Origin of the sequence: Alcanivorax sp. DP30 (assembly GCF_009882945.1) — a bacterium.
GTDB lineage: Bacteria > Pseudomonadota > Gammaproteobacteria > Pseudomonadales > Alcanivoracaceae > Alcanivorax.
The window spans coordinates 378,326-405,316 of sequence record NZ_WTUY01000004.1; the positions used below are offsets into that span (position 1 = coordinate 378,326).

General features: G+C 58.7%; 29 protein-coding genes. 18 read left to right on the forward strand and 11 right to left on the reverse strand.

The features are described from left to right. Positions 1–143 precede the first annotated feature (143 nt). Both GQF00_RS08035 and GQF00_RS08040 read left to right on the forward strand, forming a co-directional pair. Positions 144–2,885 (forward strand): ATP-binding protein, encoded by a 2,742-nt coding sequence (locus GQF00_RS08035; RefSeq protein WP_161318647.1) that lies wholly within the window; start codon positions 144–146, stop codon positions 2,883–2,885. Next, positions 2,878–3,681, forward strand: a complete 804-nt coding sequence (locus tag GQF00_RS08040) for a mechanosensitive ion channel family protein (RefSeq protein WP_161318648.1) — start codon at positions 2,878–2,880, stop codon at positions 3,679–3,681. The genes GQF00_RS08035 and GQF00_RS08040 overlap by 8 nt, the downstream gene beginning before the upstream one ends. Before the next feature lie 89 nt (positions 3,682–3,770). Here GQF00_RS08040 and GQF00_RS16610 read toward each other — a convergent pair whose 3' ends face one another. The 7 genes from GQF00_RS16610 to GQF00_RS08070 all read right to left on the reverse strand — a co-directional run bounded on the left by GQF00_RS16610 (position 3,771) and on the right by GQF00_RS08070 (position 10,172). Continuing rightward, complete coding sequence (locus tag GQF00_RS16610; protein ID WP_202560429.1) at positions 3,771–4,010, reverse strand: hypothetical protein; 240 nt, start codon at positions 4,008–4,010, stop codon at positions 3,771–3,773. Between the two features lie 92 nt (positions 4,011–4,102). After that, entirely contained in the window at positions 4,103–4,975 is an 873-nt protein-coding gene (locus GQF00_RS08045; RefSeq protein ID WP_161318649.1) for a metal-dependent hydrolase, read from the reverse strand. Between the two features lie 85 nt (positions 4,976–5,060). After that, positions 5,061–5,996: a GGDEF domain-containing protein gene (locus GQF00_RS08050; protein ID WP_161318650.1), complete on the reverse strand. Its 936-nt coding sequence runs from the start codon at positions 5,994–5,996 to the stop codon at positions 5,061–5,063. Between the two features lie 2 nt (positions 5,997–5,998). Continuing rightward, on the reverse strand, positions 5,999–6,511 hold the full coding sequence (locus tag GQF00_RS08055; protein WP_161318651.1) for a methanogen output domain 1-containing protein: 513 nt from the start codon (positions 6,509–6,511) through the stop codon (positions 5,999–6,001). A 151-nt stretch (positions 6,512–6,662) separates the two neighbouring features. Beyond that, positions 6,663–7,265, reverse strand: coding sequence for a 16S rRNA (guanine(966)-N(2))-methyltransferase RsmD (gene rsmD / locus GQF00_RS08060; protein ID WP_370519468.1), 603 nt, complete (start codon positions 7,263–7,265; stop codon positions 6,663–6,665). Beyond that, a complete protein-coding gene (locus tag GQF00_RS08065; protein WP_237440441.1) occupies positions 7,252–8,850 on the reverse strand; it encodes a pitrilysin family protein in 1,599 nt (532 codons plus the stop codon). Before GQF00_RS08065 ends, rsmD begins: the two co-directional genes overlap by 14 nt. Next, positions 8,847–10,172, reverse strand: a complete 1,326-nt coding sequence (locus tag GQF00_RS08070) for a pitrilysin family protein (RefSeq protein ID WP_161318652.1) — start codon at positions 10,170–10,172, stop codon at positions 8,847–8,849. The genes GQF00_RS08065 and GQF00_RS08070 overlap by 4 nt, the downstream gene beginning before the upstream one ends. Before the next feature lie 266 nt (positions 10,173–10,438). Between GQF00_RS08070 and ftsY the strand changes: the two genes are divergently transcribed. From ftsY to trmB, 8 genes are all read left to right on the forward strand, one after another. Further along, the gene (gene ftsY, locus GQF00_RS08075) at positions 10,439–11,635 is read left to right on the forward strand and encodes a signal recognition particle-docking protein FtsY (protein WP_161318653.1); all 1,197 of its coding nucleotides are present in this window, start codon (positions 10,439–10,441) and stop codon (positions 11,633–11,635) included. A gap of 129 nt (positions 11,636–11,764) precedes the next feature. Continuing rightward, positions 11,765–12,451, forward strand: a complete 687-nt coding sequence (ftsE, locus tag GQF00_RS08080; protein WP_161318654.1) for a cell division ATP-binding protein FtsE — start codon at positions 11,765–11,767, stop codon at positions 12,449–12,451. Further along, positions 12,441–13,469 carry a permease-like cell division protein FtsX gene (gene ftsX / locus GQF00_RS08085; RefSeq protein ID WP_237440442.1) on the forward strand — a complete coding sequence of 343 codons (1,029 nt, stop codon included), beginning with the start codon at positions 12,441–12,443 and terminating at the stop codon, positions 13,467–13,469. Before ftsE ends, ftsX begins: the two co-directional genes overlap by 11 nt. Positions 13,470–13,809: 340 nt before the next feature. Further along, complete coding sequence (gene rpoH, locus GQF00_RS08090; protein WP_161318656.1) at positions 13,810–14,673, forward strand: RNA polymerase sigma factor RpoH; 864 nt, start codon at positions 13,810–13,812, stop codon at positions 14,671–14,673. Between the two features lie 315 nt (positions 14,674–14,988). Next, entirely contained in the window at positions 14,989–15,357 is a 369-nt protein-coding gene (locus GQF00_RS08095) for a DUF423 domain-containing protein (RefSeq protein WP_161318657.1), read from the forward strand. An 8-nt stretch (positions 15,358–15,365) separates the two neighbouring features. Further along, entirely contained in the window at positions 15,366–15,563 is a 198-nt protein-coding gene (gene thiS / locus GQF00_RS08100) for a sulfur carrier protein ThiS (protein WP_161318658.1), read from the forward strand. Positions 15,564–15,618: 55 nt separating this feature from the next. After that, positions 15,619–16,398 carry a thiazole synthase gene (locus GQF00_RS08105; RefSeq protein ID WP_161318659.1) on the forward strand — a complete coding sequence of 260 codons (780 nt, stop codon included), beginning with the start codon at positions 15,619–15,621 and terminating at the stop codon, positions 16,396–16,398. A gap of 333 nt (positions 16,399–16,731) precedes the next feature. Further along, complete coding sequence (gene trmB / locus GQF00_RS08110; protein WP_161319196.1) at positions 16,732–17,448, forward strand: tRNA (guanosine(46)-N7)-methyltransferase TrmB; 717 nt, start codon at positions 16,732–16,734, stop codon at positions 17,446–17,448. Between the two features lie 132 nt (positions 17,449–17,580). Here trmB and GQF00_RS08115 read toward each other — a convergent pair whose 3' ends face one another. The 3 genes from GQF00_RS08115 to GQF00_RS08125 form a co-directional block, all read right to left on the reverse strand. Next, positions 17,581–18,207 carry an outer membrane beta-barrel protein gene (locus tag GQF00_RS08115; protein ID WP_161318660.1) on the reverse strand — a complete coding sequence of 209 codons (627 nt, stop codon included), beginning with the start codon at positions 18,205–18,207 and terminating at the stop codon, positions 17,581–17,583. Between the two features lie 205 nt (positions 18,208–18,412). After that, on the reverse strand, positions 18,413–19,012 hold the full coding sequence (locus GQF00_RS08120) for an outer membrane beta-barrel protein (protein ID WP_370519469.1): 600 nt from the start codon (positions 19,010–19,012) through the stop codon (positions 18,413–18,415). A gap of 112 nt (positions 19,013–19,124) precedes the next feature. Beyond that, a complete protein-coding gene (locus GQF00_RS08125; RefSeq protein ID WP_161318662.1) occupies positions 19,125–20,426 on the reverse strand; it encodes an MFS transporter in 1,302 nt (433 codons plus the stop codon). A gap of 90 nt (positions 20,427–20,516) precedes the next feature. On the opposite strand from GQF00_RS08125, the gene GQF00_RS08130 reads away from it, so the two are divergent. From GQF00_RS08130 to GQF00_RS08155, 6 genes are all read left to right on the forward strand, one after another. Continuing rightward, complete coding sequence (locus tag GQF00_RS08130; protein WP_161318663.1) at positions 20,517–21,032, forward strand: hypothetical protein; 516 nt, start codon at positions 20,517–20,519, stop codon at positions 21,030–21,032. A gap of 87 nt (positions 21,033–21,119) precedes the next feature. Further along, on the forward strand, positions 21,120–22,307 hold the full coding sequence (locus GQF00_RS08135) for a homoserine O-acetyltransferase (protein WP_161318664.1): 1,188 nt from the start codon (positions 21,120–21,122) through the stop codon (positions 22,305–22,307). After that, on the forward strand, positions 22,300–22,890 hold the full coding sequence (metW, locus tag GQF00_RS08140; RefSeq protein ID WP_161318665.1) for a methionine biosynthesis protein MetW: 591 nt from the start codon (positions 22,300–22,302) through the stop codon (positions 22,888–22,890). Before GQF00_RS08135 ends, metW begins: the two co-directional genes overlap by 8 nt. Positions 22,891–23,028: 138 nt before the next feature. Continuing rightward, entirely contained in the window at positions 23,029–23,619 is a 591-nt protein-coding gene (gene rdgB / locus GQF00_RS08145; RefSeq protein ID WP_161318666.1) for an RdgB/HAM1 family non-canonical purine NTP pyrophosphatase, read from the forward strand. Positions 23,620–23,803: 184 nt separating this feature from the next. After that, complete coding sequence (locus GQF00_RS08150; protein WP_161318667.1) at positions 23,804–24,019, forward strand: hypothetical protein; 216 nt, start codon at positions 23,804–23,806, stop codon at positions 24,017–24,019. A gap of 89 nt (positions 24,020–24,108) precedes the next feature. Further along, entirely contained in the window at positions 24,109–24,420 is a 312-nt protein-coding gene (locus GQF00_RS08155) for a hypothetical protein (protein WP_161318668.1), read from the forward strand. Here the strand turns inward: GQF00_RS08155 and GQF00_RS08160 are convergent. After that, on the reverse strand, positions 24,411–24,857 hold the full coding sequence (locus GQF00_RS08160) for a YaiI/YqxD family protein (protein ID WP_161318669.1): 447 nt from the start codon (positions 24,855–24,857) through the stop codon (positions 24,411–24,413). The two genes, GQF00_RS08155 and GQF00_RS08160, sit on opposite strands and share 10 nt — an antisense overlap. Positions 24,858–25,001: 144 nt before the next feature. Here GQF00_RS08160 and hemW point away from each other — a divergent pair, with 144 nt between their 5' ends. Together hemW and GQF00_RS08170 are read left to right on the forward strand one after the other, a co-directional pair. Further along, positions 25,002–26,153, forward strand: coding sequence for a radical SAM family heme chaperone HemW (hemW, locus tag GQF00_RS08165; protein ID WP_161318670.1), 1,152 nt, complete (start codon positions 25,002–25,004; stop codon positions 26,151–26,153). 57 nt (positions 26,154–26,210) lie between these two features. Then, positions 26,211–26,981, forward strand: a complete 771-nt coding sequence (locus GQF00_RS08170) for a TetR/AcrR family transcriptional regulator (RefSeq protein WP_161318671.1) — start codon at positions 26,211–26,213, stop codon at positions 26,979–26,981. Positions 26,982–26,991: the final 10 nt, after the last annotated feature.

Genomic DNA, 26,991 nt, shown 5'->3' on the forward strand with positions numbered 1-26,991 from the left:
TGACTCTCCCCGTTCTGCGCTATTCCTCAATCTCCTGCATGACCGTTTCTTATACAGTAGGTGACGCCATCCGCTACCCTTCCTACAATGGTTGCCGCAGCCACCCCGAACTCCGGGCCGAATCAAGGACACAGGAAATGCGAATGGGATCGCACCGCAGACAATTGCCCGGCTTTGTGATGGCTTGCTTGTTGCTGTTGCTGCCGCTGGCCAGGGCTGCCACACCGGCCTGCGAAGAAGCCGAACAACTGCTGATCAGCCTGGAACGCGAATACCAGCAGTTGCAGAATGACCGCCAGCAACTGCAACGCGTTATTGATGGCCAGATTCCCAGCCATGAACAGCTGGAAACCCTGATCGGCCACTCTCTGGATAGCCCCCTGATCACCCTGCCGTCCACGGCCCCCTCACGGTCACTGGAATTACCCGAATGCCCGTCACTGAATAGTGACCTGGAAGCCATCAAACGCCAGCTGGAAAAGCAGGACCAGGCCCTGCTTGTGCTGCGCCATCAGATTACCGACCGCAACCTGACGCAGCGGCGCGCCATGGTCAGCCTCACCGAGCTTAACCAGCAGCTGGAGAGCCTGCTCAGTGCCGACACGCTGGACCCGGGCATTCGTCAGGGCGCCCTGTTGCTACAAGACAACCTGGCAAGCACCTGGGCGCTGATTCCCAGGCTGGATGAAGAACGCTCACAGCAGGCGCGGGCGCAGCTGGATCAACTCTGGTATGACAGCCCGACGCTGAACGCGCCAGTGCCCGTCACCGAGGCATATCGCACCCTGATCAAGATCCGCCTGGATATCCAGCGACAGATTCGGGTACTGCGTGGAGATATCTGGCAACGGCGTCAACTGGCCCGGCAGATTGCCGATTTCGGTGGCCTGAGCGCATCCCCCGCCCTGGTCGCCAGAGAAGCCCAACGGATCGGACAGCGGGCAATCGACACAATGGTACTGGTGCGCTACGACCTGAACGCGCCGATCCGTGGTAGCGGTTATCTGCCTTTAGTACAGAATGTCCTTGCTCTGGTGCTGGGCATCGCCGGGTTCGTGCTGCTGGTCAAACTGGCGCGACGCACACGCCACTGGGCCCTGAGTCTGCACGAGAAAGTGATCAGCATGAGTGGCGATAAACGCTGGGTACGCAATGCCAGTCGCCTGATCAGCGGCCTTGCCCCCATGCTGCCCTGGTTCCTGCTATGGATGATTCTCGACCAGCTTGACATGCGACTGAACACACCCTCCACCAAGGTGCTGTTCTGGTTACTGCCCTTTGCTCACCTGTACGTAATCTATGGCCTGCTTTGCCTGATGGGCGAATGGCTGCTGGGCCGTGTGGCCCAGAGTGCTGGCACCTATCTCAGCGGCGACCCGGCACAACAGGTCATAGAGCATTCCCGCGGCGTGGCTCGATGGCTGATGCTGCCCTGGCTTCCCCTGCTGGTGATCTGGGAAAGCCTCGGTCCATCCCTGCTCTACTACCTGATGCAGACGGTCCTTGGCGTTTGCCTGTACATTGCACTCAGCCGCCTGTTGACCCTGCGCAGCAAGGATTATCTGGTCTGTCTGCAAGCCATTCTGCCGTCACGACTGGATCCCATTGCCGAACGATTGCTCGGAGAGCGCTATTTCCCGCTGTTTGCCCCCCTGCTGTTACCGGTGGCGCTGATCAGCTTCCTGGTGGGCTTTATTGATCGGGTGCTGACCGACTTCGATTGGTACGTGAGCTTCAAGGCCCGCTGGTTCAGGCTGCGCACCCGTATCGCCAGCGACGAGGGGAATGACCAGGCGACAGACCAGGATGACGAGGTGGAGATCCACTACGAACGCTGGTTTGCCCAGGATGTCCCGGAAGGCTCCAAATTGCCGTTCATCGATACCGGCCTGGTTGCTGCCATCGAAAAAAGCATCCAGCGCTGGCATGAAGACAAGACCGACGAGAACGCACTGGTAGTGGCCGGTGAAAAAGGCAGCGGCAAGAGCATCAGCATCAGCAAGCTGAAAAGCGCTCTGGAGAGCAGCTGTGAAAGCCTGAAGGTCATCGACATCAAGGTGCCCGCCCGCACCACCATGCCAGCGGATATCCTCGCCTTGGTCGGCGATACGCTCGATGTGGAACTGGGTGAAAACGGCGCCGCCGCGCTGGTAAAAAGTGATGAGGACAGAACACCCACCCTGGTGGTGCTGGATGAAGCGCAGAATTTCTTCCTCGCCCAGCAAGGCGGACTGGAAGGCTGGCGACAGGTGCTCAGTCTGGTGAACGCGCGACTGGATAACGTGTTCTGGCTGCTGTTGATCAATAACCAGAGCTGGGCCTACCTGTGCAACGTGTTCGGCCGAGACTACCAGTTCCGCAATGTGATCAAGGTGAAGCGTTGGGCCCAATCCGACATCCGCTCCCTGATTCTTTCTCGCAACCATCTCAGCGGCTACAAGGTACGCTACGACGAAGTGTTACTGTCTTCCCGTGGACCGGAGGCAGGCAATGTCCGTAACGCCGAACAACGATACTTCAGCCTTTTATGGGATGCCTGCCGGGGCAACCCCCTGGTCGCACTGAGACTGTGGCTCACGTCTATCAAGGTACAGGGGCGCGATGTGCTGGTGGGTCTGCCTACCCCGCCTTCCGCCAGTCTCCTTGACAACATGGGCGAGAACGCCTTGTTTGTTTATGCCGCCATTGCCACCCACGGCACCCTCACCAGCAATGAAATCAGTGGCGTCACCTGCCTCCCCGAGAACGTGGTGGGGTACGCCCTGAAAGGTGGTTTCGATGCCGGCTTTCTGCAAAAAGCGGAAGACGGTCGCTACCGGCTGGTGCCATTGTGGTACCAGCCGGTGATCAGTTACCTGACAAGGAAGAACCTGCTCAATGAATGATGGAAATATCGTCAACGACCTGGCGGTAGTGGTTGAGCTGTTCAACATCTACGCCATTCTGCTGCTGTTCATCGGTGGCTTTGTGTTGTGGGCACTCAACTGGGGCATCCACAAGGCCGGCCAGAAAGTCACCGAAAAGCTGCCTACCCGGCGCTTTCTGATTTTGCAGATCACCACCCTGATCGGCTTCGTGCTCTACACCGTGGGCGCCATTGCTCTGGTGGTGGGCGTATTGCAGCCTCCCAAGGAATTCATGCTCGCCGCTGGCGGTTCCGTCGCCGTGGCGCTGGGTTTTGCCCTCAAGGATATTGCCGCCTCGCTGGTGGCCGGCCTGCTGCTGCTGTTCGATCGCCCGTTCCGGGTGGGAGACCGGGTCAGCTTCGACAGTGTCTATGGCGAGATTGTTTCTATCGGCCTGCGCACGGTGCGACTGCAAACCCTGGATGACAATCTGGTCACTATCCCCAACTCCCGATTCATTACTGACGTGGTCGCGTCCGGCAACGCCGGGGAACTGGACATGATGGTGGTGACGGATTTTCATGTGGGACTGGACGCAGATCTGGAAGAAGCAAGAGCCATCATTGAAGAAGTGATCTTTACCAGCCGCTTCGCTTATCTGAAAAAACCCGTGAGCTTCGCTATCGAGGAAATCGAGATCGGTTACAAGCTGGCCATTCGCTTACGGGCCAAAGCCTATGTACTGGATGTGCATTACGAGAAAGCGTTTCAGAGCGATATTGTGGTTCGGGTATCCAAACGATTTTCCGAGGCAGGGGTCATTCGACCTGCCTGAACGTTTTGCGAAGCGCATGCCTGCATGCGAAAAGCGGGACTATCCGCGTGCAGGTGCTCAAGAACAGAAACCTGACAATAAACCGACCATCATTGCCGGTCTTTTTTTTGCTTTTCCAGGATGGCCTCAACCTCTTCCCGTGGCAGGTAATCCAGATCCCAGTGATTGGTAAAGGTTTCCTTGATTCGGTGCCGACCGCGGTGCAGATCATCCGGCGTCTCACCTTCATGGGCGGGATGATAGACACGGTGCTCAACGGGCTCCTCACATTCATCCTGCGAGGGAGACGCTGAAAAAAAACGTTGCTTCAGAGCTGTGAGCCAACCCATGGTCACCTCCTCATGACACTATCAGTTCACGCTATCACAGGAGGCGACAAGGTTTCATGAAGCCGTTAGGCAACATATCCCTGGGCCGCTTTTTACGCTACCAGATCCGGCCTCCCCATCATGTCGGCAAGACGAATCAATGCGCGCCTGCGCAGGTGGGCACTGTCACGTTTTGACGGATGGAAGTCACGCTTGTAGTAGGCCAGGTAAGACTTGCCCAGCTTGCGCAACCATCCGGGTTTACCCAGCAGCCAGTTGAAGCCATTACGCACCGATTTCCAGTCCGTGGGATCGTCCATTTCCTGGCGCAACTGGATATAGTGAAAAATGGTAAAGCCAATGAACTCCACCGTGGTGAAGGCCATCTCGGAACTGCGCACCCAGTAGCTATCCACCTGGTCCTTGAAGACATCGAAGGCCACCGCCTTGTGTTCACTTTCTTCAATCGCGTGCCACAGCCACAGCGGCACCATGCGCTCATCCATGCCCTCAATGAATTCCGGGTTTTCCAGAATCATTTCCGCCAGCATGGCGGTGAAGTGCTCCAGCGCACAGGTCTTGGCCAGCTGTCGTTCTGGTGACAGCACCTTGGCCATAAACTTGAGGCCGTCTTTCACAAAGGCATCCACTTTTTTGGCCGGTACGCCCTTGGTCTCCATAAATTCATTAAACGCATCATGCTCGTTTCCATGATGCGCTTCCTGACCAATAAAACCCTTCACCTGCTCGCGCAGCATTGGGTCCTGAATATTTTTCTGGAAGTGACGGACCGAACGCACAAAAAAACGTTCGCCTTCGGGAAAAGTACAGGACAAGGAGGTAAGCAAAATGGATTTGAACTGATCATTATCAAACCAGTAACGGGGCATGGACGGGTCAAACTCAAAGTCCATCCGGCGCGGCTGAATATCGCTCTGGTTTATTTTTTTCTTGGCAGCAAGTTGCCCAATCACTTGATCAGTCATGGTAGCCCTCCTGTGATTCATTCAATATGGGACAGGAGAACATGGGACGCTAGTGCAGTTTGTGCCATTTTTGCGTCCCGTGCTGTCAATCGGCGCCTCTCAACTGGACCACCTGATCACGCCCCTGCTCTTTCGCCAGATAGAGCGCTTCGTCGGCCGCACGCATCAGGGTCGGGACAGAGAGGGTGCTACCGGGAGCCCAACTCGAGGCGCCCACAGACAAAGTCACCGGCTGCCAGTCTGGACCACTCTTCACCTCCTGATTGGCACGCCGCATGGCTTTGACCAGACGCCAGGCCACATCGTGCGCACCGGATGCGTCCGTATTTGGCAATAGCACCGCAAACTCTTCACCGCCGATCCTGGCCACACGATCCCCTTTGCGTACCAGAGCGTTAGATAACAGGGACGCCACGGCGCACAACACCTTGTCACCGGTTTCATGGCCATGGTTGTCATTGATGCGTTTGAAAAAATCCAGATCGATCAGTAGCAGAGAGAGAGGGAGCGACCCTTTCACTGCCTCCTGACACAGTTGCTGAAACCACTGCTCGAAGGCCCGGCGGTTGCCAATGCCGGTAAGTGGGTCCTGGTAGGCCTGGGAAAGTGCTGTCCGTTCCGATTCCCTGGCCCGCACATAGTTTCGCTGCAGAGACGCCTCCCGGCGACGTATCTCAGAAAGTCGATTGATGGCTCCCACTGCCAGATCCCTGGGCATCAGTTCGATCAGATAACAGTCCTGCCACTCGCCCGCGCGGCAGACACGGGAGCTGGCCGGGTAGTAGTGCTGCAAAGGCTCGATGAAACGAGTAGCAAGGTGGGCACATTGACGGTTTCGACGCACCATTTTCAGGAAGGCCTCACCATCGGTACGGAGAAGCGCGGCAATGTGGGTGGGCTCACTCCCGCCAAGCAACCGTCGAGCGTGGGCATTCAGCACCTTGATGCCCCCCTCTCCATCCATCAGCACCACCGGCAGGGAGATCGCGTCGAGAATGGCGAGGCAATCGACAGTGACCATGGTCAGTCATCCGCTGAAAAGTATTCCCGTCCCGCAGCGCCTTCTTCCGGCTGCAGATTCACGGCGACCCGGCATTCCGCGTGGCCACTGGCAATGGCTTCTCGAATCTCTACCCTGGCATAGCCGTGATTTTCCGCGGCAATCACGCCAAAGACATTGGACGTCATCATGCACAGCGCAGGACGACCTTCCACGTAACGACCAAAGGGACAGCGACGATTGCCCAGGATGATCTGTTGTTCATCCTGTTGAATGATGTAGAAGTCACCGCGGATTCGCCGTTTGAGATCGACCAGCACAGCCGCCATGCGAGCCTTGTCCAGCCTGGCCACGCCCAGGGCACTTCGATACTCGGCGTTTATCTCATCACCAATTTTCTGGCCGACTATGGATACCAGGCCCTCCGCATGCTCAAGGCCCGCCACATCCTGAATCGCCTCGGCCAGATAACCCAGCAACTGGCGGAGAAACCGGTCCTGATTCAGCGGTATTCTGGCACTGCTGATCTCATCCATGCAGTCCTCCAAAGGCAATCCCTAGCCGGAACAATGACGCACTACACGCAGTAAAGCGTGATACATATCACATTATTGCATTTCCATAGGAACCCGGAGCGGATTTCGCCCAGTTAACCCGGATTCTGGACGAATGGCTGTCATGAATACGTTAAGGGCACGCTGGAGCATGCCGCCGGAACAGCCGGGCATGAATTTCGCCGGCCTGTTTTTCCCGATGGAGTGACCAGTTTGCCGGCACCGCAGGCACCGCACCCTGACGGCGGGATTCCAGGTAAATCCAGGCGCCGTCCGCCAGCCAGCCCCGCTTTTCCAGGTCCGCGCAGGCGGGCTCTGCCAGCCCCAGATCATAGGGAGGATCCACGAACACCAGGTCAAAGGGCTCGGCAGGCTGATGCAACCACACCAGCGCATCGTGGCAGAGCACGCTGACTCGACCATCAAACAGGGGCTGCAGCTGGCGCTGCAGGTCTGCTACCCGGTCCCGCTGTTTCTCTATCAGCACCGCTTCGCGGGCACCACGACTGAGCGCTTCCGCGCCCAGTACCCCGGAGCCGGCAAACAGGTCCAGCACACGCATGCCCGGCAATTCGAACTGTAGCCAGTTGAACAGGGTTTCCCGCAACCGGTCCGAGGACGGGCGCAAGTCGCCACCGTGATCCACAAACTGCAATCGCAAGCCACGCTTCTCGCCACCGATAATACGCACCTGGCCCTTGCTGGCCGTAGCGGCACGGCCCTTATTCTTCGCCACTGTCCGCCTCTTCCACCACGGCAGCCACATCACTGCCGGCACCCTCATCCACCGGGACAATCTCCGGCGCCTTTGGGCCAATGCTGACGATGGCCAGGTCATCGGCATCCAGCGCGCGAGCAAACGCCTGACGAATATCTTCGGCTGTCACATCCCGGACCTGCTGGCTGAACTGCTGCAGGTAATCCAGCGGCAGATCATAGAAGCCAATGGCTCCCAGCTGGCCAATGATGTCGCCGTTGTCCGCCGTGCCCAACGCAAAGCTGCCAAGAATGCTGGTACGGGCTTCTTCCAGCTGGGTGTCGGTAGGCCCTTGCTGGATGAAGTCATCAATCAGCTGCAGGGTCAGGCTAAGGGCCTGATCGGCATTGTCGTTGCCTGTCTTGAACGACACCTTAAAGGGACCTCCCGCCGCCATGGCCGAGAACCCACTGCCGATGCCATACACATACCCGCGCTTCTGACGTACCTCATCGGTAAGGATGGAGGCGAAGCCGCCACCGCCCAGCACCATGTTGCCCACGTACAGGGCAACGTGGTCCGGGTTGCCCCGCCAGGTGCTTTGATTACCCAGCAGGATGCTGGTCTGGGCAGAGGGGAAGGTGATGTGCTCGCGCTTGCGACTTTCCAGCGGTCTGGCCCGCTCCAGCTTCGGCGCGGCATCACCCGCTGGCAGCGCCGCACTGATACGGCTGGCGATAGCCTCCGCCTGCTCGCGGTTCACCGCACCCACCATGGCAATCACGGCATTTCCGGCAGCGTAATAGGTGTCATAAAACTGCTGCAGCTGTTCGCGCTGAATCGCCGGCAAACTGTCCAGAGTACCGCCGCTGGCAGAACCGTAGGGGTGCCCCTGGTAAAGGGCCGCCATGAACGCCTTGCTCACCTGCGGCCCCGGCACCTGCTGCTCCATGCGCAGGCCCTGCATCATTTGCGTACGAATGCGCGCAAGCGCATCCTCCGGGAACGTCGGCGTGCCGATGACCCTGCCGAACAAGTCCAGTACCGGCTCGCGGAATTCCGGGTCAGACAGGGTACGCAGGCTGATAACGCCCATATCCCGATAGCTGCCGGATGAAAACTCCGCGCCGCGATCCTCGAAGCCGCGGGCGATATCATCCACGTCCAGGTCCGCAGCGCCTTGGCCAAGCAGCGAACTGGTCAGGGACGCCAGGCCTTCCTGCCCGCCGTCGCGGGCACTGCCGGCATCCATCACCAGACGGATATCCAGCATCGGCAGCGCATCACTGGGGACAAACAACACTTTCGCGCCTTCCGTTGTCTGCCAGGACTGAATCGCCAGCTCCGGCGCCCTCGGCTCACTGGCCGCCACCTGCGCTTCAGTGGTGGGGAAATTATCAGAGGAATTCATCGAAGCGCAGGCGCTCAGGAATATCGCTGCTGCCACTGTCAGGAAGCGCAAGCTGCAAGCTGCAAGCTGCAACACGCGCAGATCTCTCAGCCAACCGAACAACGCCAGCGCCGCGCCGCCAGCAGCGCGGAACTCTGCCCCTCCTCGCTGGCGACGACCTTTTCTCGCGCCTTGCAGCTTGTAGCTTGTAGCTTGTAGCTGATTCTTCATCATTCTTCCCCCTGCTCCGGCTCAACATGCCCGACCGCCAGGCGCTCCGGCACCAGCCATTGTTTCGCCACCCGCTGCACATCCTCGGCGGTCACCTTCGCCAGTTCATCAGCAAACTTCGCAGAAAGATCCAGGTCCAGCCCAAGGGTGCTGAGCGTACCCAGCTCCATGGCCTGCCCCATCACCGAATCCTTTTCGTAAACCTGCCCCGCCAGCACCCCGGCGCGCACCCGTGCCATCTCTTCCTCGCTGGGCAGGGTGGTCTGCAATGTCTCAATCTGTTCGCGCAGGGCCTCTTCCACCTGGTCCAGAGTGACACCGGGGTTCGGCGCCGCCTGAATCGTGAAAGTGCCATTGCCGCGCTGAATGCCGGAATAGGAAGCCCCTGCTCCCGCCACCAGTTTCTGTCCGCGCACCAGATCGGTCTCGATGCGCGCGCTCATGCCGCCATCCAGCACCCCGGCCAGCATGGTCAGGGCGTAGAAATCCAGCTTGTCCTGCGCCGTAACCAGGGACGGCACGTTGTACATCATGAACAGGGTGGGCACCTTCACCGGCAGGGCTAACGTCAGCCGGCGCTCCCCAGCTGGCGGATTGATGGTCTGTTTCGGGCGGGGCGGCGTGCTGCCAGCGGGCAGGTCACTGAAGAACTTCTCCACCAGCGGTTCTACCTGATCCCGGGTCACATCCCCGGCAATGACCAGGGTGGCATTGCCCGGCACATAAAAGCGCTGGAACCAGCTGCGCGCCTGTTCCGGCTGCAGCTGGGAGAGCAACGAACGCCAGCCAATAATGGGGTGCGCATAACCGGTCCCCGGCCGCGCCACTGCCTGGAACTTCTCCCAGGCCAGGGCATTGGGATTGTCATCGGTGCGCATGCGGCGCTCTTCCATGACCACCTGCAGTTCACGGTAGAACTCCTCATCGTCGATCTTCAGGTTGGCCAGCCGCTCTGCCTCCAGCTCAAGGGCCAGGGGCAGCCGGGACACTTCATACTGCTGGTAGTAACCCGTGTAGTCATAACTGGTGAAGGCGTTATCGCTGCCACCGTAGCGTGCCACCAGCCTGGAAAAATCACCGGGACCCAGCTTTTCCGTACCTTTGAACATCATGTGTTCCAACACATGGGCCAGCCCGGTCTCAAACGGTGCCTCGTCAATGCTGCCGGCCTTGAACCACACCATCACCGTGACCACTGGCGCACGATGGTCTTCACGCACCAGCACCTTGAGCCCGTTATCCAGAGTAAAACTGTGAGTGGGCAACGCGGCCCCGGCCAGACCGGCCCAGCAGGCCAGTGACAGGCCCAATATCCATTTCTTCATTATGTATCCCATTGTCATGCGCCTTGGCACCGCTCTGGTCGACGCTGCGGACAGCCCGGATCGTCCTCGGTAAAGTGCGGCGAAAGCTGCTCACCTCAATGCTTAATGGTAGGATAGCCACCCGCTCGCGTGTCGAGCGGCCAACCTGCAGGCAGGCGCCTTTTTCTTTTGCCGGCATAGCATACCGGTTTATTGCCCTGCACTTGCAGCCCGATTGCAGAGGAAGGGGGAACTTCTTTTCCCTTCACAAGTGGATACGACTGATCATGAGCGACGAAGTTTCCCGCGACGACGACAATGGCAAGCAGGAACCCAAAAAAACCGGTTTCTGGAAGCGTATGTTTGTGGGGGTAGAGGAAGACGCCTCGCCGGAGAGCACACAGCCGCCGGCCTCTGAGCAACCTGCCCAGGCCGAAACCCCGGACACCGCCGAGCCGCAACCCGCGCCTCAGCCTGCTGCTGAACCTGCTCCTGCCGCCGAGCCTGCACCGGCGACCACACAGCCTGCCGCAACAGCGCCAGGCGACGAGGACAGCGAGAGTTTCTGGGCCCGCATGAAGCAGGGCATGAGCAAGACCCGCAAAGGCCTTGGCAAAGGCCTGGCCGACCTGCTGGTGGGCGCCAAGGAGATCGACGACGAGATCTTCGAGGAAATCGAAACCCAATTGCTGGTGGCCGATGTGGGTGTGGAAGCCACCGACGTGATTATTCAGGCCCTCACCGACCAGGTAACCCGCGAAGAGCTGGTAGATGCAGATGCCCTCTACGAGTCCCTGCAGAACGAACTGCGCAAGCTGCTGGAGCCGGTGGATCAGCCAATGGTTATCGACGGCAGCAAGAAACCTTATGTGATCCTGATGGTGGGCGTGAACGGGGTCGGCAAGACCACCACCATCGGCAAGCTCGCCTGCCGCTTCAAGGCCGAAGGCCAGAACGTGATGCTGGCCGCCGGCGATACCTTTCGTGCCGCTGCCGTGGAACAGCTGCAGGTATGGGGCGAACGCAACGACATCCCGGTTGTGGCCCAGCACACCGGCGCCGATTCCGCTTCAGTCGTGTATGACGCCGTGCAAGCCGCCCAGTCCCGCAACGCCGACGTGCTCATCGCCGACACCGCCGGGCGTCTGCACACCCGCGGCAACCTGATGGACGAACTCACCAAGGTTACCCGGGTCATGAAGAAGCTGATCCCGGATGCTCCCCACGAAGTGCTGCTGGTACTGGACGCCGGCACCGGCCAGAATGCCATCCAGCAGGCCGAACAATTCCGCGATGCGGCCGGTGTGACCGGGTTGGCACTGACCAAGCTCGACGGCACCGCCAAAGGCGGTATTCTGTTTGCCTTGGCCAAACGGACCGGGCTGCCGATTCGCTTTATCGGCGTTGGGGAACGACTGGAAGACCTGCGTCCTTTCCACGCAGAAGAATTCGTCCAGGCGCTGTTTGAAGATGTAACGGGGTAAAACCAGCTACAAGCCACAAGCTGCAAGCTACAACGCGGGCAAGGCCTTGCTAACAGCACCGCCCTCTCCGCGCCCACTTGTTTTCCTTGTAGCTTGCAGCTTGAAGCTTGTAGCTGCTTAGGGACTTCCATGATTCAGTTCGACCGGGTCAGCAAACGCTACCCGAATGGCAAAGACGCGCTCAGCAAGGTGAGTTTCACGCTCCCCGCCGGGCAGCTCACCTTTCTTACCGGGCATTCCGGGGCGGGCAAGTCGACGCTGTTGAAACTGATCATGATGATAGAACGCCCCACCCAGGGTCAGGTGTTCGTGGAAGGCCAGAACCTGAACGGGTTTGGCAACCGTCACATTCCCTTGCTGCGCCGCAAGATCGGCATGGTTCACCAGAACCACCAACTCCTTTTCGACCGCACCGTGTTTGATAACGTGGCCCTGCCCCTGATCATCGCCGGCTATTCCCGCGCCGATATCGGCAAGCGGGTACGCGCAGCCCTGGACAAGGTAGGCCTGCTGGAGAAAGAAAACCTCAGTCCGATCATGCTCTCCGGCGGTGAACAACAGCGCGTCGGCATCGCCCGCGCAGTGGTCAACAAACCCCCACTGCTTCTGGCCGACGAGCCCACCGGGAATCTGGATCCGGCCCTTTCCGAAGAAATCATGGACCTGTTCCAGGACTTCGCCCGCGTGGGCGTGGCGGTGCTGATCGCCACCCACGACCTGAGCCTGATTGCCCGCTACAATCACCGCCTGCTAACCCTGCGCGAGGGGCGTCTGATTCACGATGGCGACGAGGGAGAAGACCACCATGGCGTCTAACCGTCCTCCCCGTAATGCCACACCGATCAAGCCAGCGCGGCAGAAGGCCGACAAGCCACGTCGAGTGGTGGGCGCCCAAAGCGCCAACACTTCCCTGAAGGATCGTTTCACCAGCTGGCGCCAGCACCACCGCGACTCCTTCCGCGACGCGTTGCAACGCATCAATAGCAGCCGTGCCAGCAGCGCCATGACTATCCTGGTCATCGCCATTGCCCTGTCCCTGCCTGCCGGGCTCGCCGTACTGCTGGATAACGCCCGCGCCATTACCAGCGGCTGGGACGGAAACGCCCATCTGTCCGTGTTTCTGGACATGGACGTAGACGAAAACCGCCAGCGGGAAATGGCCAGGCAATGGCGGGAAATAGACCACATCGAAAGCACCCGGGTAATCACCCGCCAGCAGGCTCTGGAAGAATTTCAGGCCCTGTCCGGCTTTGGTGATGTGCTTCAGGCCCTGCCGGACAACCCATTGCCCCCGTTGATCGTGGTGTTCCCGGACAGCACCGACCCGGTCACCCTGCGCGCCCTGGAAAATCGCCTGGCCGAACAGGACCACGTGGACCTGGTACAGCTGGATGTGGAATGGGTGCGCCGCCTGCATGCCCTGATAGAACTGGGCGAGCGACTGATCTCCGCCCTCACCCTGGCCCTGGCCGCCGCCGTGGTGCTGGTGGTGGTGAACACCATCCGGCTGGGCATCGAAAGTCGCCGGGATGAAATCATGGTGGTCAAAATCGTCGGCGGCACCGACGGCTTCGTCCGGCGCCCCTTCCTCTACACCGGTTTCAGCTACGGCTTTGCCGGCGGACTGGTGGCGGTCATTCTGGTGCAAACCGCCCTCTGGTGGCTGGGCGGCCCCATCGACGAATTGCTCAATCTATACAACAGTGAGCAATCACTCACCTCCTTGGCCGCATCCAGCCTACTCATCATGCCACTCTTCAGCGGCACCCTGGGCCTGCTCGGTGCCTGGCTGGCGGTGGGACGGCATCTGAGCGACATTGAGCCGAACTTCTGAAGGCAGCTACAAGCCTCAAGCTACACGCTGCAAGGCGCGGGTCAGGCCCTGCCAATCGGCAAAGCCCTGCCCGCGAACCACAAGGATACCAGCGCGAAATCCGGAACTTTCCCGGCCCTCCACTCTCTAATCGCGTTGTAGCTCGTAGCTGATTCTGCGCCCCGGTTCACAGCCTGTTCACCAAAACCCGTTATGCTCCGAAAACCATCAAATTTGTTGATGGAACGGAACTTTCTGGCCGATTAGCACTCTACTAATTCGAGTGCTAATATCGAGCACTGATGGATTTCAGAAAATCCTCAACGGAATTTAACAAGGTCTTCACAAGGAGACATTGCGCATGACCAAGCCTTCAATCCCCGCACAGGCGCTCACTCTGGCAGTACCAGGCAATGACTTGGACGCCTACATGCGAGCCGTTAATGCCGTGCCGGTGCTCAGCGCAGACGACGAACACCAACTGGCTGAACGCCTTTATTACCAGCAGGATCTGGATGCCGCCCGCAACCTGGTGCTGGCCCACCTGCGCTTTGTGGTCCATATCGCCCGCAGCTATACCGGCTACGGCCTGCCCCTGGGTGACCTGGTGCAGGAAGGCAACGTGGGCCTGATGAAAGCCGTCAAACGCTTCGACCCCACCAAAGGTGTGCGCCTGGTGAGCTTTGCCGTGCACTGGATCAAGGCCGAAATCCACGAGTATGTGATCAAGAACTGGCGCATCGTGAAAGTGGCCACCACCAAGGCTCAGCGCAAGCTGTTCTTTAACCTGCGCGGCCAGAAGAAACGCCTCGGCCGCCTGACCCTGGAAGAAGCCCAGCGCGTGGCTGACGACCTGGGCGTCACGGCCGAGCAGGTAAAAGAAATGGAAGGCCGCCTGGGTGCCTATGACGCCAGCTTCGACGGCCCCGCCAACGACGATGAAGACAGCACCGTGGTCTCCCCGGCGACCTATCTGCACAGCGACAACAGTGACCCTGCAGATATCATCGCTGAGCAGGACCAGCAGAACCGCGAAACCCGCCAGCTAAGCTCTGCGCTGATGGCCCTGGATGATCGCAGCCGTGACATTCTGGAACGCCGCTGGCTGGCTGACCAGAAATCCACCCTGCAAGATCTGGCCGATGAATACGGTGTCTCTGCCGAACGCATCCGTCAGCTGGAAAACAACGCCATCAAGAAGCTGCGCAACGCCATGGCGGCGTAACGCAACAGGCTTCGCGCAACAGGCACCCATAAAGCCCCTCGCAGAGGGGCTTTTTTATGCCGCTGTGGGAGCTTGCCTGCAAGCGATCCGAACCCCAGGCGAGGCAACCCGTTTCGAGTTGCGAGAAGCAAGTTTCAACAGGAAAAAGTCTTGCGCACTATCAGGTTTAGACCTTCGAAACTCGCCCCTCAACCCCACCATCTGTACTCCGCGCCATCGCCACAACAGGCACGAATTTCCCCGACGCGAAAAGTTTTCCGGTACACTGTGCAACCCGAGGCGGCACCCGTTTTGACCGCCCATGCGGAGCCCAGAATGAAAGTCCTGCTTATCCTTGGCGCCATTAACGGCGCGCTGGCTGTGGCCCTTGGCGCCTTTGGTGCCCATGGTCTCAAGAGCCGGGTAGACGAGTCCCTGCTGGCCACTTGGTCCACCGCCAGCGAATACCACTTTTACCATGCCCTTGCCCTGCTGCTCACCGGCCTGCTGGCCAAAGCCTTCGGTGCTTCCGGCATGGTCACTGCCGGCTGGGTACTGTTTGCCGGCATGCTGGTATTCAGTGGTAGCCTGTATGTACTGGTGCTGAGCGGACAAAAATGGCTCGGCGCCATTACGCCACTGGGCGGCACCGCCCTGATCATCGGCTGGCTGATGCTGGCCTTGTCTCTTTTCAAACACGCTTGATCAAGATCATGAAGCTCACTGTAAATGGCGATACGCTCACTTTGAATGGCAACACCATTGCTGATCTGGTGACGCAACTGGAACTGAACGGCCGCCGACTGGCCGTGGAAGTGAACCGGGAAATCATCCCCAAGAGCCAGCATGGCGACCACACCCTTAACGACGGTGACGTGGTGGAAATCGTCCATGCCATCGGCGGTGGCTGACCCCGCATCCGAACAGCGCTGACAGCTATCCACCCACTGAATTATCGAGGCCAGAATGTCCGATCTGCTTACCATTGCCGGAAACACCTACTCCTCCCGCCTGCTGATCGGCACCGGCAAGTACAAGGATTTTGACGAGACCCGCGAGGCCATTGAAACCAGCGGCGCGCAAATCGTCACCGTAGCCATCCGCCGCACCAATATCGGCCAGAACGCCGACGAGCCCAACCTGCTCGACTACATCACCCCGGACAAGTACACCATCCTGCCCAACACCGCCGGCTGCTACACCGCCGAGGAAGCGGTACGCTGCTGCAAGCTGGCCCGGGAACTGCTGGATGGTCATGACCTGGTCAAGCTGGAAGTCCTGGGCGACCAGAAAACGCTTTACCCCCATATCCCGCATACCCTGACCGCCGCCCGCGAGCTGATCGACGACGGCTTCAAGGTAATGGTCTACACCAACGATGACCCCATCGTTGCCAGGGAACTGGAAGACATGGGCTGTGTGGCGGTGATGCCGCTGGGCTCGCTGATCGGCTCCGGCCTGGGCATCCTCAACCCGCATAACATTCGCCTCATCATGGAAGAAGCCAACGTGCCCATCATCGTGGACGCAGGTGTTGGTACCGCGTCCGATGCGGCTATCGCCATGGAAATGGGGTGTGACGGGGTGCTGCTCAACTCGGCCGTTGCCCACGCCCGGAAACCGGTACTGATGGCCTCTGCCATGAAGAAGGCCATCGAAGCCGGCCGCGAATCCTTCCTGGCCGGACGCATGCCCCGCAAGGCCTATGCGTCTGCGTCATCACCGCTGGACGGCATCAGTCAATAAGAAACGCGGCACGCTTCAGGCAACACAAAAAGCCCCTCGAAGAGGGGCTTTTTGTTGGGCTCTCTGCGGCTGCTGACGCCTGGCACCATGGATAGACTCTGCAGAAGCCATGCTTGCAGGCAAGCACCCGCAGCAACAACCTGAACCGGCCTCCCGAGAAACGGGCAAAAAAAAGGCACTGTCCGGGGGAGGAGTCAGTGCCAGGGGTAAGTATTGGGGAAGAATAATCTTCAAGAGCGATCATCCCCCAGCGTCCATGAACAGCACGTGAACACGCCTCCTCGCCGCTTTCTGCTACAATCACGCCCCAATTCCATGACAGCTCCCATTGCCATGCTCGATTTCATCAAACAGGACAAAGACCCGGAAACCGGCAAGGTCATGCGCAAGGTGCGCAGCTTTGTGCTCCGCGAAGGCCGACTGACCACCGGGCAGCGCAATGCCCTGGATAACCTCTGGCCCACCTTTGGCCTGGAGCGGGATCAGGGCATGCTGGATCCCATGGCAGTATTCGGCCGCGATGCGGACCGGGTGCTGGAAATCGGCTACGGCATGGGGCAATCCCTGGCCGCCATGGCGGCAGCGGACCCGGACAAGGACTTCATCGGCATCGAAGTGCACCGCCCGGGAGTCGGCGCCCTGCTGATGGAAATCGAGCAACTGGGTCTCAGCAACCTGCGCAGTTACTGTGATGATGCGGTGGAGATTCTCGAGCTATGCATCCCGGACAACAGCCTCTCCCGCGTGCAGCTGTATTTTCCTGACCCCTGGCACAAGAAAAAGCATCACAAGCGCCGTATCGTCCAACCGGCCTGGGTACAGCGGGTACACCAGAAGCTCAAATCCGGCGGCGTGCTGCATATGGCCACCGACTGGGAAAACTATGCCGAACACATGATGGAAGTGATGAACCCGGAGGAAGGCTTCATCAATCTGGCGGGCCCCGGCCAGTTCTCACCGCGCCCCGACTGGCGTCCGGAAACCAAATTTGAACGCCGCGGCGAAAAACTCGGGCACGGGGTCTGGGATTTGTTGTTCGAGAAAGACTGAGCGGCAAGCTTCAAGTTAAAAGGCGCGGGCGAAGCTTCCCTGGACTAAAACGCATCTCCCGCGCTTTCAACTGACTTACTGAACGAAAGCCCCTGCACTTTCGCAACAACGATAGAGCAAGAGGCAGATCAATTAACGAAAATACCCTTCCAGGCCAAGGCTGAAACTGTTGTACTCCAGCTCCTCGCCCTCTTCATCTTCGAAGCTGTACAACGAATACCCCACAACAAAAGCAGCTTTGTCCTCGTTGAACTTTGCCTTGCCCCGAAGCCCATAAAAGAAATCACGGCCATTGCTTGAATCACTATAGCTGCCGTAGGTGTTTTTAATGCTGATATCTCCATCCCAGCTCTGCAGACCCAGCGTTCCACCCAGTGAAAAGGTCTTGTTAATCGGGTACATAAGGTCAACAGCCAGGTAGGCGCCATCCGCATCAACCTTGTACTCGCTTGCTTTTACACCGCTGAAAAATACTTCTCCATCCTGATTGCCAAAAGTTCGGTAACCCAGACGGACACTTGATGCAGCACCAAAGGCATAACCCAAATAGAAACCTGTACCAGTACCTGCACCCTCATCGTCCACTGAGAAGCCGGGCCCTGAACGATTCAGGAGAGCATCCTCCAGCTCATCGCCATAGTTACTTTTATCTTTTACAAACTCCGCCCCAACCATAAATGCGCCTTTGCGCTGTTCTTCAGCAGAAAAAACATTTCCCGCCGCCAGCATGGCCACGCCCATCACCAGAATTCGTTTCATTGATTCCCCCCAGCCGTTGGTAAAACCAGGCGGACTACTACTTAAGACCAGCAAGTAAATCTCGAATGTCAGTTTTGAGACATAGCCTACAGAGATGTCAGAGATCTCTTACAGGGAGCACTCAGTAATGCGACTGCTTCTCGCACTTTTTCGCATTGTTGATAAGCAGGCACCAGAATGATGCCTGCCAGGATTCTTCCAGCACTTAAAGAAAAAACTCTACACCAACAGAAATCGGCGTGTATTCCAGGTCAGAACCATCCAGCTCGAAGCTGTAACGATTGATGGACATGGTCAGTGCGCCGGTCTGATCCTGGAACAGCATCTTGCCGATGACACCAAAGAAAAGATCATTACCGTCTTCGCTGTCGCCATAGCCCTCAACGTCCAGATCAATTTCCCAGTCCTGCAACCCCAGAGTTCCCCCCAGATAGAAGGTATCGCTGACCGGAAACAGCAAATCCAGGGCAGCGTAGATACCATCTGCATCCAGCTCCGCCGTCGCAGTACCCGGAAGACCGACTACGCCCACCTCTGCGGATTGCTGACCGAACTTCCGATAGCCCACCCGAAAGCTGGAAGCCTCCATGAAGCCCAGACCCGCATGAATATCCAGCCCCACCGCCAAACCGGTATCATCGTCCACATCAAAACCCAGACCAGCAAGATCATCATCAAGCTCATCCGCAAAGTTGCTGGTATCAACGGACAATGCACCACCCAGAATAAAATGCGGCGCCCCCTCTTCCGCCTGGGCCAACCCAACTGACATCAGCAATGCTCCTGCAATCGCGATTTTTTTCATCTTTTTCCTTCCCTGTTTTGGTTTCGAAACAGCATCAATATTATCGTCGGTCAGTATAGAAACACAGACCGGTGTCCATGCCTGGACAATTGAACGGCTACCTGCCGCTCACTCACACATCCCTCAATGACACCGCGCTGAGCACCCCGACCGCCCCCATGACGCCCAACACAAGTAACGCCCAGTCATTACCCAGGGTCGCCACCCCCGCACTCATGGCACCTACTGCCAACAGCAGCACACCAATCACCGTATTACTGACGGAGGTGTAATCCGTGCGTTTGGTGCCACCGGCCATGTCCACCAGATAGGTTTTGCGTCCGATACGGATTCCCGCATGGGCGATCGCCAATACGAAATAGGCGATGGGGAACAACCAGTGCAGCCAGGACACGGTCGGCCCCCAAAGGGCAAATGCACCGGCCAGCACACAGATCACGGCAGCCAGGCCGCCCCCGAGAATCATCACGTTGCGGCTGGAGGTATCGGCCATATAGCCCCAGACCGTGGCACTGACCGTGCTGGCCAGACTGGAAGCCAGCACAAAACTGCCCAGCAGCAGGGGCAGGGAGGATTGGTCTTGCGCCAGCAGCACCAGAAACGGGGACGCCAGGGACGAGGACATCAACAACGCCCGGGTAATAACGAAACGGCGAAACGGCGCATCCGTTTTCAACAATCGCAGACTGCCGATCGCTTCTCGGAAGGCATTATGGCCACCCTCGCTGGCACCGGGGTATTCATCCACGGTGAAAAACACCCAGGCCGCCGCCAGCCAGGCGCCCCCGGCCCCGGCCAGCAAGGCGGTGTAAAATCCCCGGCTCGGGTCATCGTCACCCTGAAAGATCACCAGGGACAACGTGAAGGTAATCGCTCCGGACAAGGTCGCCGACAAACCAGTAAGCCGACCGCGGCGGGACTTGGGAATACACTTCCCCTGCACATCTTTCATGGCCACAGAACAGAATCCGCGGCTGATGCTGAACAGGATTAACAGGCCAATGATAGCCAGGCCCGCCTGCATGCCGTCCAGCCACCACACCGCCACGGCCATGCCCAGCACCGCCAGCCCCTGCAAGGCAGAGCCCAGCACCCAAAAGCCCTTGCGCACCGGATAGCGGCGAACCAGGGCACCGATCATCAATTGCGGAATCAGTGATCCAGACTCCCGAATGGGCACCAGAAACCCGGCCAGCCAGGCCGGCGCGCCCACTGCGGTGATCAACCAGGCCAATACGGTTTTGGGGTTGATCAGCAGATCGCCGATCTTGGTCAGGGCATTGGCAGTGATGATTCGGAAAAAATTCCCCGGCACTTCCCGGCAGGCGTCCTCGCTGATGTCCGTGCAGGTTCGGGCATCCTCATCATTGGCCACCTGGGCGTACAGCTTGTCCAGTAATTCCCGATTTGCCATTCTTCACCTGTTTCTGATCATCTTTTGATCACTTCTTCACTTGCCCACGCCTAGCGTGGGAGGCATCTATTACGAAGGAGGGAAACGCGTATGTACAGGATCTACTATCTCGTCCCCAACCTGCAGCAGGTTCGTAATGCCCTGAACCGTCTGGATGATGCCGGCTTTGGCGGCGACCGGGTGCATGTGATGGCCCGCGACAATGGCGAACTGGAACGCCTCGGCATCAACAGCACCACCCCCTGGAAAGATACCGACCTGATGGCCGATGGCTACAGTGGCGCCACCCGTGGCTTTATCGCCGGTCTGCTCGCAGGTTATGCCGTGGCCTTCGCCGACCCCTGGGGAATTGACGCCCACCTGGGCATCTGGGCGCTGACAGCGTTGTTTTTCACCTGCTTTGGCGCTTGGGTGGGCGGCCTGCGAGGCATCTCCCATGCCAACCACCACATTGAACCCTACGTTCAATCAGTCAAGAACGGCAATTACCTGCTCCTCGTGGATGTGGATCGCAAGTTCCAGCGCAACAAGGTCCATCAGGCACTGGATGACTATATTGATGTCCGCCAGCATCACGAAGAGGCCGACTTTAGCCCACTGACCTGAGATAACTCTGCGCTTCTCGCCGGTGGCCGATTGCACGGCCACCGGGCGGGCTTTAGACTTTGCGGCTACAGACGCAAGCGAGTCATCATGCCGCAACAGATTCCTGCCGATTCCGTCGGACTGGTCGAGCCGAAAACCCACCGCTTCGATACGCCTCTCGAACTGGAGTGCGGTCGGACGCTGCCTGCCTATGAGCTGGTCTACGAGACCTATGGCACCCTCAACAGCGCCGCCTCCAATGCAGTGCTGATTTGTCATGCCCTGTCCGGCCATCACCATGCTGCGGGCTATCACAGCATGACGGACAAACGCCCGGGATGGTGGGATACCTGCATCGGACCCGGCAAGGTGATCGACACCAACCGCTTCTTTGTGGTCTGCCTGAACAACCTGGGTGGCTGCCATGGTTCCTCCGGCCCGTCCTCCATCAACCCGGAGACCGGTCAGCCCTGGGGGCCCGACTTCCCCATGATGACCATCAAGGACTGGGTCAACAGCCAGGTACGGCTGGCCGACGTGCTCGGCATTGCACGCTGGGCTGCCGTCATTGGTGGCAGCATGGGAGGCATGCAGGCCCTGCAATGGTCCATCGATTATCCGGAGCGGCTCAGCCACGCCGTGGTCATCGCCGCCGCGCCCAAGCTGTCTGCCCAGAATATTGCCTTCAACGAAGTGGCCCGTCAGTCGATCCTCACGGATCCGAATTTCCATGGTGGCCGCTACTATCTGCACGACACCTATCCCCGCCAGGGCCTGATCCTGGCGCGCATGGTCGGGCATATCACCTATCTCAGTGATGACGCCATGCGCATGAAGTTTGGTCGCGATCTGCAGGCAGGGCGTTTTCATTTCGGCTTCGACGTGGAATTCCAGGTGGAATCCTACCTGCGCCATCAGGGCGAGGTGTTCTCCCGTAACTTCGATGCCAACACCTACCTGCTGATGACCAAGGCGCTGGATTACTTCGACCCCGCAAGGGAATTCGAGGATTCCCTGGAAACCGCTCTGGCCCAGCCCAGCTGCAAGTTCCTGATCATGTCCTTCACCTCGGACTGGCGTTTTGCCCCGGAACGAAGCCGCGAAATCGTGGATGGTCTGGTGCATGCCGGCCGCGACGTGAGCTATGCGGAGATCGATACCCCCAAGGGGCACGATGCCTTCCTGCTGGACATCCCCGAATACATCAAGCTGTTCGGGGCCTATATGCACAGGGTCGCCAACGAGACCGTGAACGACACCAGCGAAGCGGCAAACCAGGAGGCGGGCAATGCGTGATGACCTGCAGCTGATCAGCGACTGGATTCCCCAGGGCGCCACCCTGCTTGATCTGGGCTGTGGCGACGGCACCCTGCTCGCCTGGCTGGGCAAGCACAAGCAGACAAAAGGCTACGGCCTGGAAATCAACCAGGACAACCTGGCAGCCTGCTTCGAAAAGGGCGTCAACGTGCTGGAGCAGGATCTGGATGGTGGCCTGGGCAACTTCCAGGATCTGCGCTTCGATTATGTGGTCATGACCCAGGCCCTGCAGGCCGTCTTGCGGCCCGACCAGATCCTCAATGAAATGGTTCGTGTGGGCCGCGAAGCCATCATCACCTTCCCGAACTTCGGCCATTGGTGGGTACGCAGCTACCTGGCACTGAAGGGCCGCATGCCAGTTTCTTCGGCACTGCCCTATGAGTGGTACAACACGCCCAATATCCACCTGTGCACGGTGCAGGATTTCGAAACCCATTGCCGCAAACACAACATCCGCATTCTTGAACGGCAGGTAATCAACCGCCATCACCGCAGCGGCTTTCTGGCCAAACTGTGGCCAAACCTGTTCGGTGAGATTGCGATTTATCGGGTTAAAGCATAGAGACAGCTACGAGCTACGAGCTACGAGCTACGAGCTAAACAATTAGACAACGAGGAACCAGCATTAGAGTTCCCGGTTTGTTCTTTTCCTCGAAGCTAGTCGCTAGAAGCTCGTAGCTAACCACGTCAGGAGTTCCCCATGGAAAAAATCGTTCTCGCCTCCGGCAACAAGAAGAAACTCGCCGAACTGCAGAACCTGCTCACTCCGCTCAACATTGAAGTGGTGGCACAGCGCGAGTTTGATGTACCCGAGGCGGACGAGACGGGCACCACCTTCGTGGAAAATGCCATCATCAAGGCGCGCAATGCCTGCAAATATACCGGCCTGCCCGCCATTGCCGACGACTCTGGCATTCAGGTCGCCGCCCTGCGCGGTGCACCGGGGGTCTTTTCTGCCCGGTTTGCCGGCGTCGGCGCCAGCGACGACAAGAACAACAAGCTGCTGGTGGAACTGCTGTCCGACCTGCCAGACGTGAACCGCGATGCCCGCTATGTGGCAGTGCTGGTACTGATGCAACACGAAGACGACCCCACCCCGATCATCTGTCAGGGCACCTGGGATGGTGAAATTGTCCTTGAACCCCAGGGCGATCAGGGCTTTGGCTACGACCCTCATTTCTTCGTCCCGGAGAAAGGCTGCACCGCGGCCCAGCTTCCGCCGGAAGAAAAGAATGCCATCAGCCATCGGGGCAAAGCGATGGAATTGTTACTGGCTCAGCTCAACAGTTAACAACCCGCCGTCCTGTAAAAATAAACGTATTTTCAAGCACACAAGGCCGCACCCGTAGCATGGGCGGGGCTTTGCCTGTCTCGCCTGACCATCCCCGCTTTGCGCACACTATTACCAACATTCACCCTCCCTTACCATTGACGCTGCTACAGTGCCTGAACTCCCACCACACAAGGATGCGTGCGTGTTCCAACGACCGGTAATGATCCTGCTGCTGATTCTCCCCCTTCCCACCCTGGCGTCGGGTGTACAAGGCAGTCTGAATACACAGTGGCAAAGCCGATATATCTCCGAAGGGCGCGACAACCTGGATGGCTCGGGTTTTTACACGGCCAGCATGGATTTGTCGGTATCGGACTTTGCCGCAGGGGTCTGGCAGGGGACTGGAATCCCTACCTAAACCTTACTTATCTGCAGTTCCACCCGGATGACCCCGATGATCTGGAGGCCGGCTTCGGCGTCTCGCGAAAACTGACAAAGATTCTGCACGTGGCGCTGGATGGCACCTGGAGCAAACAGGCTGAGGGGAGCTTCTATTCTCTCTCGCTGTTCGCAGAGAAAGACCTGGCAGACTCACTCCACGCCACCCTGCACCTGACACAGGCCTACGATCACGGCTATGCCAGCGAAGCCTATAATGGACTGAACAATACCGAAGCGGGCATCCAGCTCAGCTGGACAGCCCTCAAGCCCCTCACCCTTTACACCGGCTGGCAATATAGCTGGGCCGGCGAAGATGTACGGCGGGACGGAGGGAACGATGAAAGCTGGGGCCAGATCGGACTGACAGCCTACTTCTGACGGGCCAGCCAGCGATCGATGGCGTTGGCAAAGCGACCCTTGTCCTGGGGGGAAAAGCTTTTCGGGCCACCGGTTTCCATACCGGCGGAGCGCATCTCTTCCATGAAATCGCGCATGTTAAGGCGCTCACGCACGGTGTCCTTATCGAGCCAGTGCCCCCGTGGCGTAACCGCCTCACAGCCCTTGGCCACCACCTCCGCGGCCAACGGGATGTCCTGGGTCACCACCAGATCACCCGCCGCACAACGCTGCACGATCTCGTTATCGGCCACATCAAAGCCCTGCCCCACCTGAATGGAACGAATCAGTGCCGAACGCGGCACCGCAATGGGCTGATTCGCCACAAAAGTACAAGGCACCTGCACTCGCTGCGCCGCCTTGACCAACACTTCCTTCACCGGACGCGGACAGGCGTCGGCATCAACCCAGATATGCATAAAAAGCAATTAATAATGAATAATTAATAGTGAATAGTTAAACAACCAGCAGGCCTTGGCGTATGGTAGCAGACCTCAATGTGCTGAAGAGCCTGTCATTTGCCTTTAGCTATTAATTATTAACTATTAATTATTCATTGCCCCATGTCCCTGCCCCCCCTCTCCCTCTACATCCACACCCCCTGGTGCGTGCGCAAGTGCCCGTACTGCGATTTCAATTCTCATGAACGCGGAGAGTTGCCGGAGCAGGCGTATCTGGACGCGCTGCTGCTGGATCTGGAACAGGATGTGGCGATCACCGGTGAGCGCCCGGTGGAGACCGTGTTTATCGGTGGGGGCACACCCAGCCTGATGTCAGCGGACTTTTACCGGCAACTGTTTGACGGCATCCGTGCCCGGCTGCCACTGGCCGACGACGTCGAGATCACCCTGGAGGCCAACCCGGGCACCACCGAAGCCACTCGCTTTGAAGGATTCCGGGCAGCCGGCATCAACCGGTTGTCCATTGGTGTGCAAAGTTTCAATGATGGCCACCTGAAGACACTGGGCCGCATTCATGATGCCCGGGCGGCAATCACTGCTGCCGGCCAGGCCCGGGACGCAGGTTTCGACAACCTGAACCTGGACATCATGCACGCCCTGCCGGGCCAGAGCCTGGAACAGGCCATGGCGGATCTCGAGCAGGCCATCGCCCTCAAGCCCACTCACCTGAGCTGGTATGAGCTGACTATCGAGCCCAATACCGTGTTCTATCGCTCACCCCCCACTCAGCCGGACAGCGACAGCATGGCCGACACCGAACTGGCCGGCTTTGCCCTGCTGGCGGCTGCCGGCTTCCAGCGTTACGAGATTTCTGCCTTCTCTCAACCTGGCAAGGCCTGTCGCCATAATCTCAACTACTGGCAATTCGGTGACTATCTGGGCATTGGGGCAGGAGCCCATAGCAAACTCTCCACCCTGGACGAGCATGGCGCTCTGGTCATCACCCGCTACCAGAAAACCCGCAAGCCCGAGGATTATCTGGCTGCCCCGGCCAGCGCCCGGCGCAATCCGCAGCCTGTTGAGGGTACTGACAGAATCTTCGAAGCACTGCTGAACGGGCTAAGGCTGATCGATGGCATATCGTTACAAACCGTCGAACGAACCATGGGCCTGAATCCGGCACAATGGGTCCCATTGTTAATCCCCTTGCAGCGCCAAGGCTTGTTGACCATCAACGATGAACGGCTCGGCTGCACGCCGAATGGCCTCCGTCACCTTAACGGTGTGCTGGAAACGCTGGCAGAGACATTGTAAAACGTTCATATAAAGCTCACGCTTGCATCAAGACGAATCAGGGACAGAAAAAACACAATGATCAAAACACGTAGTGGCCGGGAACAGGCCCTCGCTGAGCGGGAAAAGCTCTTTATCGAAGCCACCCGCCAGCAGCTCTGCAATGAAGGGCTTCTCGGCATCCAGATGGCGGCCATTGCCCGCAGCTGTAATTTTGCCACCGGCACCCTGTACCACCATTTCGCCTCCAAGGAAGATCTGCTGATTGCGGTGTGCACCGAACTCACCGCCACCCGCCAGGAATACTTTCGGCGCGTAGCCGAATCGAATCTCTCTACCCGCGACAAGATGCTCGGTTTCGCCGTGGCTTATACGCTCTTTGCCCAGCACCATCCGGAACATTTCCGCCTGGAGCAGTACGTGATGACCGAAGTGGTCTGGCTGGCCTCCTCCACCCACCGTCGGGAACAGTTGATGGCCGCCACCATGCCCATCGGCCGTATGGTGGAAAGCGTGGTCGCGGAAGCGATCACCAACAGCGAACTGGAAAGCCACGGCAAGGCGCCCCTCACGTTCAGCTCGGGCCAATGGGCCATGAGCATGGGCATGCACACCCTGATCCACGCGGAAGGCGTGCTGGACATGTACGCGCTCAACGACCCCTACCGCATGCTGTTACGACATATTCAACTGCAACTTAACGCCATGAACTGGCAGCCCATGGTCAGCGACCCCTTTGACGATGCCGCCCTCGACGCCAAAATCCAGTCACTGTGCGAAACACTGTTCGGCGACCTTTGCAGCGAACGCAGCTGCCTGAAACTGGACAAGCCGGCCTCGAACGCCTGACGCCTGACGC

What these genes read in the sequence shown, in the direction of transcription:
- GQF00_RS08035 (WP_161318647.1), top strand. Translation starts at nt 144, where the DNA reads ATGGGATCGCACCGCAGACAATTGCCCGGCTTTGTGATGGCTTGCTTG.
- GQF00_RS08040 (WP_161318648.1), top strand. Translation starts at nt 2,878, where the DNA reads ATGAATGATGGAAATATCGTCAACGACCTGGCGGTAGTGGTTGAGCTG.
- GQF00_RS16610 (WP_202560429.1), bottom strand. Translation starts at nt 4,010, where the DNA reads ATGGGTTGGCTCACAGCTCTGAAGCAACGTTTTTTTTCAGCGTCTCCC.
- GQF00_RS08045 (WP_161318649.1), bottom strand. Translation starts at nt 4,975, where the DNA reads ATGACTGATCAAGTGATTGGGCAACTTGCTGCCAAGAAAAAAATAAAC.
- GQF00_RS08050 (WP_161318650.1), bottom strand. Translation starts at nt 5,996, where the DNA reads ATGGTCACTGTCGATTGCCTCGCCATTCTCGACGCGATCTCCCTGCCG.
- GQF00_RS08055 (WP_161318651.1), bottom strand. Translation starts at nt 6,511, where the DNA reads ATGGATGAGATCAGCAGTGCCAGAATACCGCTGAATCAGGACCGGTTT.
- GQF00_RS08065 (WP_237440441.1), bottom strand. Translation starts at nt 8,850, where the DNA reads ATGATGAAGAATCAGCTACAAGCTACAAGCTACAAGCTGCAAGGCGCG.
- GQF00_RS08070 (WP_161318652.1), bottom strand. Translation starts at nt 10,172, where the DNA reads ATGAAGAAATGGATATTGGGCCTGTCACTGGCCTGCTGGGCCGGTCTG.
- ftsY (WP_161318653.1), top strand. Translation starts at nt 10,439, where the DNA reads ATGAGCGACGAAGTTTCCCGCGACGACGACAATGGCAAGCAGGAACCC.
- ftsE (WP_161318654.1), top strand. Translation starts at nt 11,765, where the DNA reads ATGATTCAGTTCGACCGGGTCAGCAAACGCTACCCGAATGGCAAAGAC.
- ftsX (WP_237440442.1), top strand. Translation starts at nt 12,441, where the DNA reads ATGGCGTCTAACCGTCCTCCCCGTAATGCCACACCGATCAAGCCAGCG.
- rpoH (WP_161318656.1), top strand. Translation starts at nt 13,810, where the DNA reads ATGACCAAGCCTTCAATCCCCGCACAGGCGCTCACTCTGGCAGTACCA.
- GQF00_RS08095 (WP_161318657.1), top strand. Translation starts at nt 14,989, where the DNA reads ATGAAAGTCCTGCTTATCCTTGGCGCCATTAACGGCGCGCTGGCTGTG.
- thiS (WP_161318658.1), top strand. Translation starts at nt 15,366, where the DNA reads ATGAAGCTCACTGTAAATGGCGATACGCTCACTTTGAATGGCAACACC.
- GQF00_RS08105 (WP_161318659.1), top strand. Translation starts at nt 15,619, where the DNA reads ATGTCCGATCTGCTTACCATTGCCGGAAACACCTACTCCTCCCGCCTG.
- trmB (WP_161319196.1), top strand. Translation starts at nt 16,732, where the DNA reads ATGCTCGATTTCATCAAACAGGACAAAGACCCGGAAACCGGCAAGGTC.
- GQF00_RS08115 (WP_161318660.1), bottom strand. Translation starts at nt 18,207, where the DNA reads ATGAAACGAATTCTGGTGATGGGCGTGGCCATGCTGGCGGCGGGAAAT.
- GQF00_RS08120 (WP_370519469.1), bottom strand. Translation starts at nt 19,012, where the DNA reads ATGAAAAAAATCGCGATTGCAGGAGCATTGCTGATGTCAGTTGGGTTG.
- GQF00_RS08125 (WP_161318662.1), bottom strand. Translation starts at nt 20,426, where the DNA reads ATGGCAAATCGGGAATTACTGGACAAGCTGTACGCCCAGGTGGCCAAT.
- GQF00_RS08130 (WP_161318663.1), top strand. Translation starts at nt 20,517, where the DNA reads ATGTACAGGATCTACTATCTCGTCCCCAACCTGCAGCAGGTTCGTAAT.
- GQF00_RS08135 (WP_161318664.1), top strand. Translation starts at nt 21,120, where the DNA reads ATGCCGCAACAGATTCCTGCCGATTCCGTCGGACTGGTCGAGCCGAAA.
- metW (WP_161318665.1), top strand. Translation starts at nt 22,300, where the DNA reads ATGCGTGATGACCTGCAGCTGATCAGCGACTGGATTCCCCAGGGCGCC.
- rdgB (WP_161318666.1), top strand. Translation starts at nt 23,029, where the DNA reads ATGGAAAAAATCGTTCTCGCCTCCGGCAACAAGAAGAAACTCGCCGAA.
- GQF00_RS08160 (WP_161318669.1), bottom strand. Translation starts at nt 24,857, where the DNA reads ATGCATATCTGGGTTGATGCCGACGCCTGTCCGCGTCCGGTGAAGGAA.
- hemW (WP_161318670.1), top strand. Translation starts at nt 25,002, where the DNA reads ATGTCCCTGCCCCCCCTCTCCCTCTACATCCACACCCCCTGGTGCGTG.
- GQF00_RS08170 (WP_161318671.1), top strand. Translation starts at nt 26,211, where the DNA reads ATGATCAAAACACGTAGTGGCCGGGAACAGGCCCTCGCTGAGCGGGAA.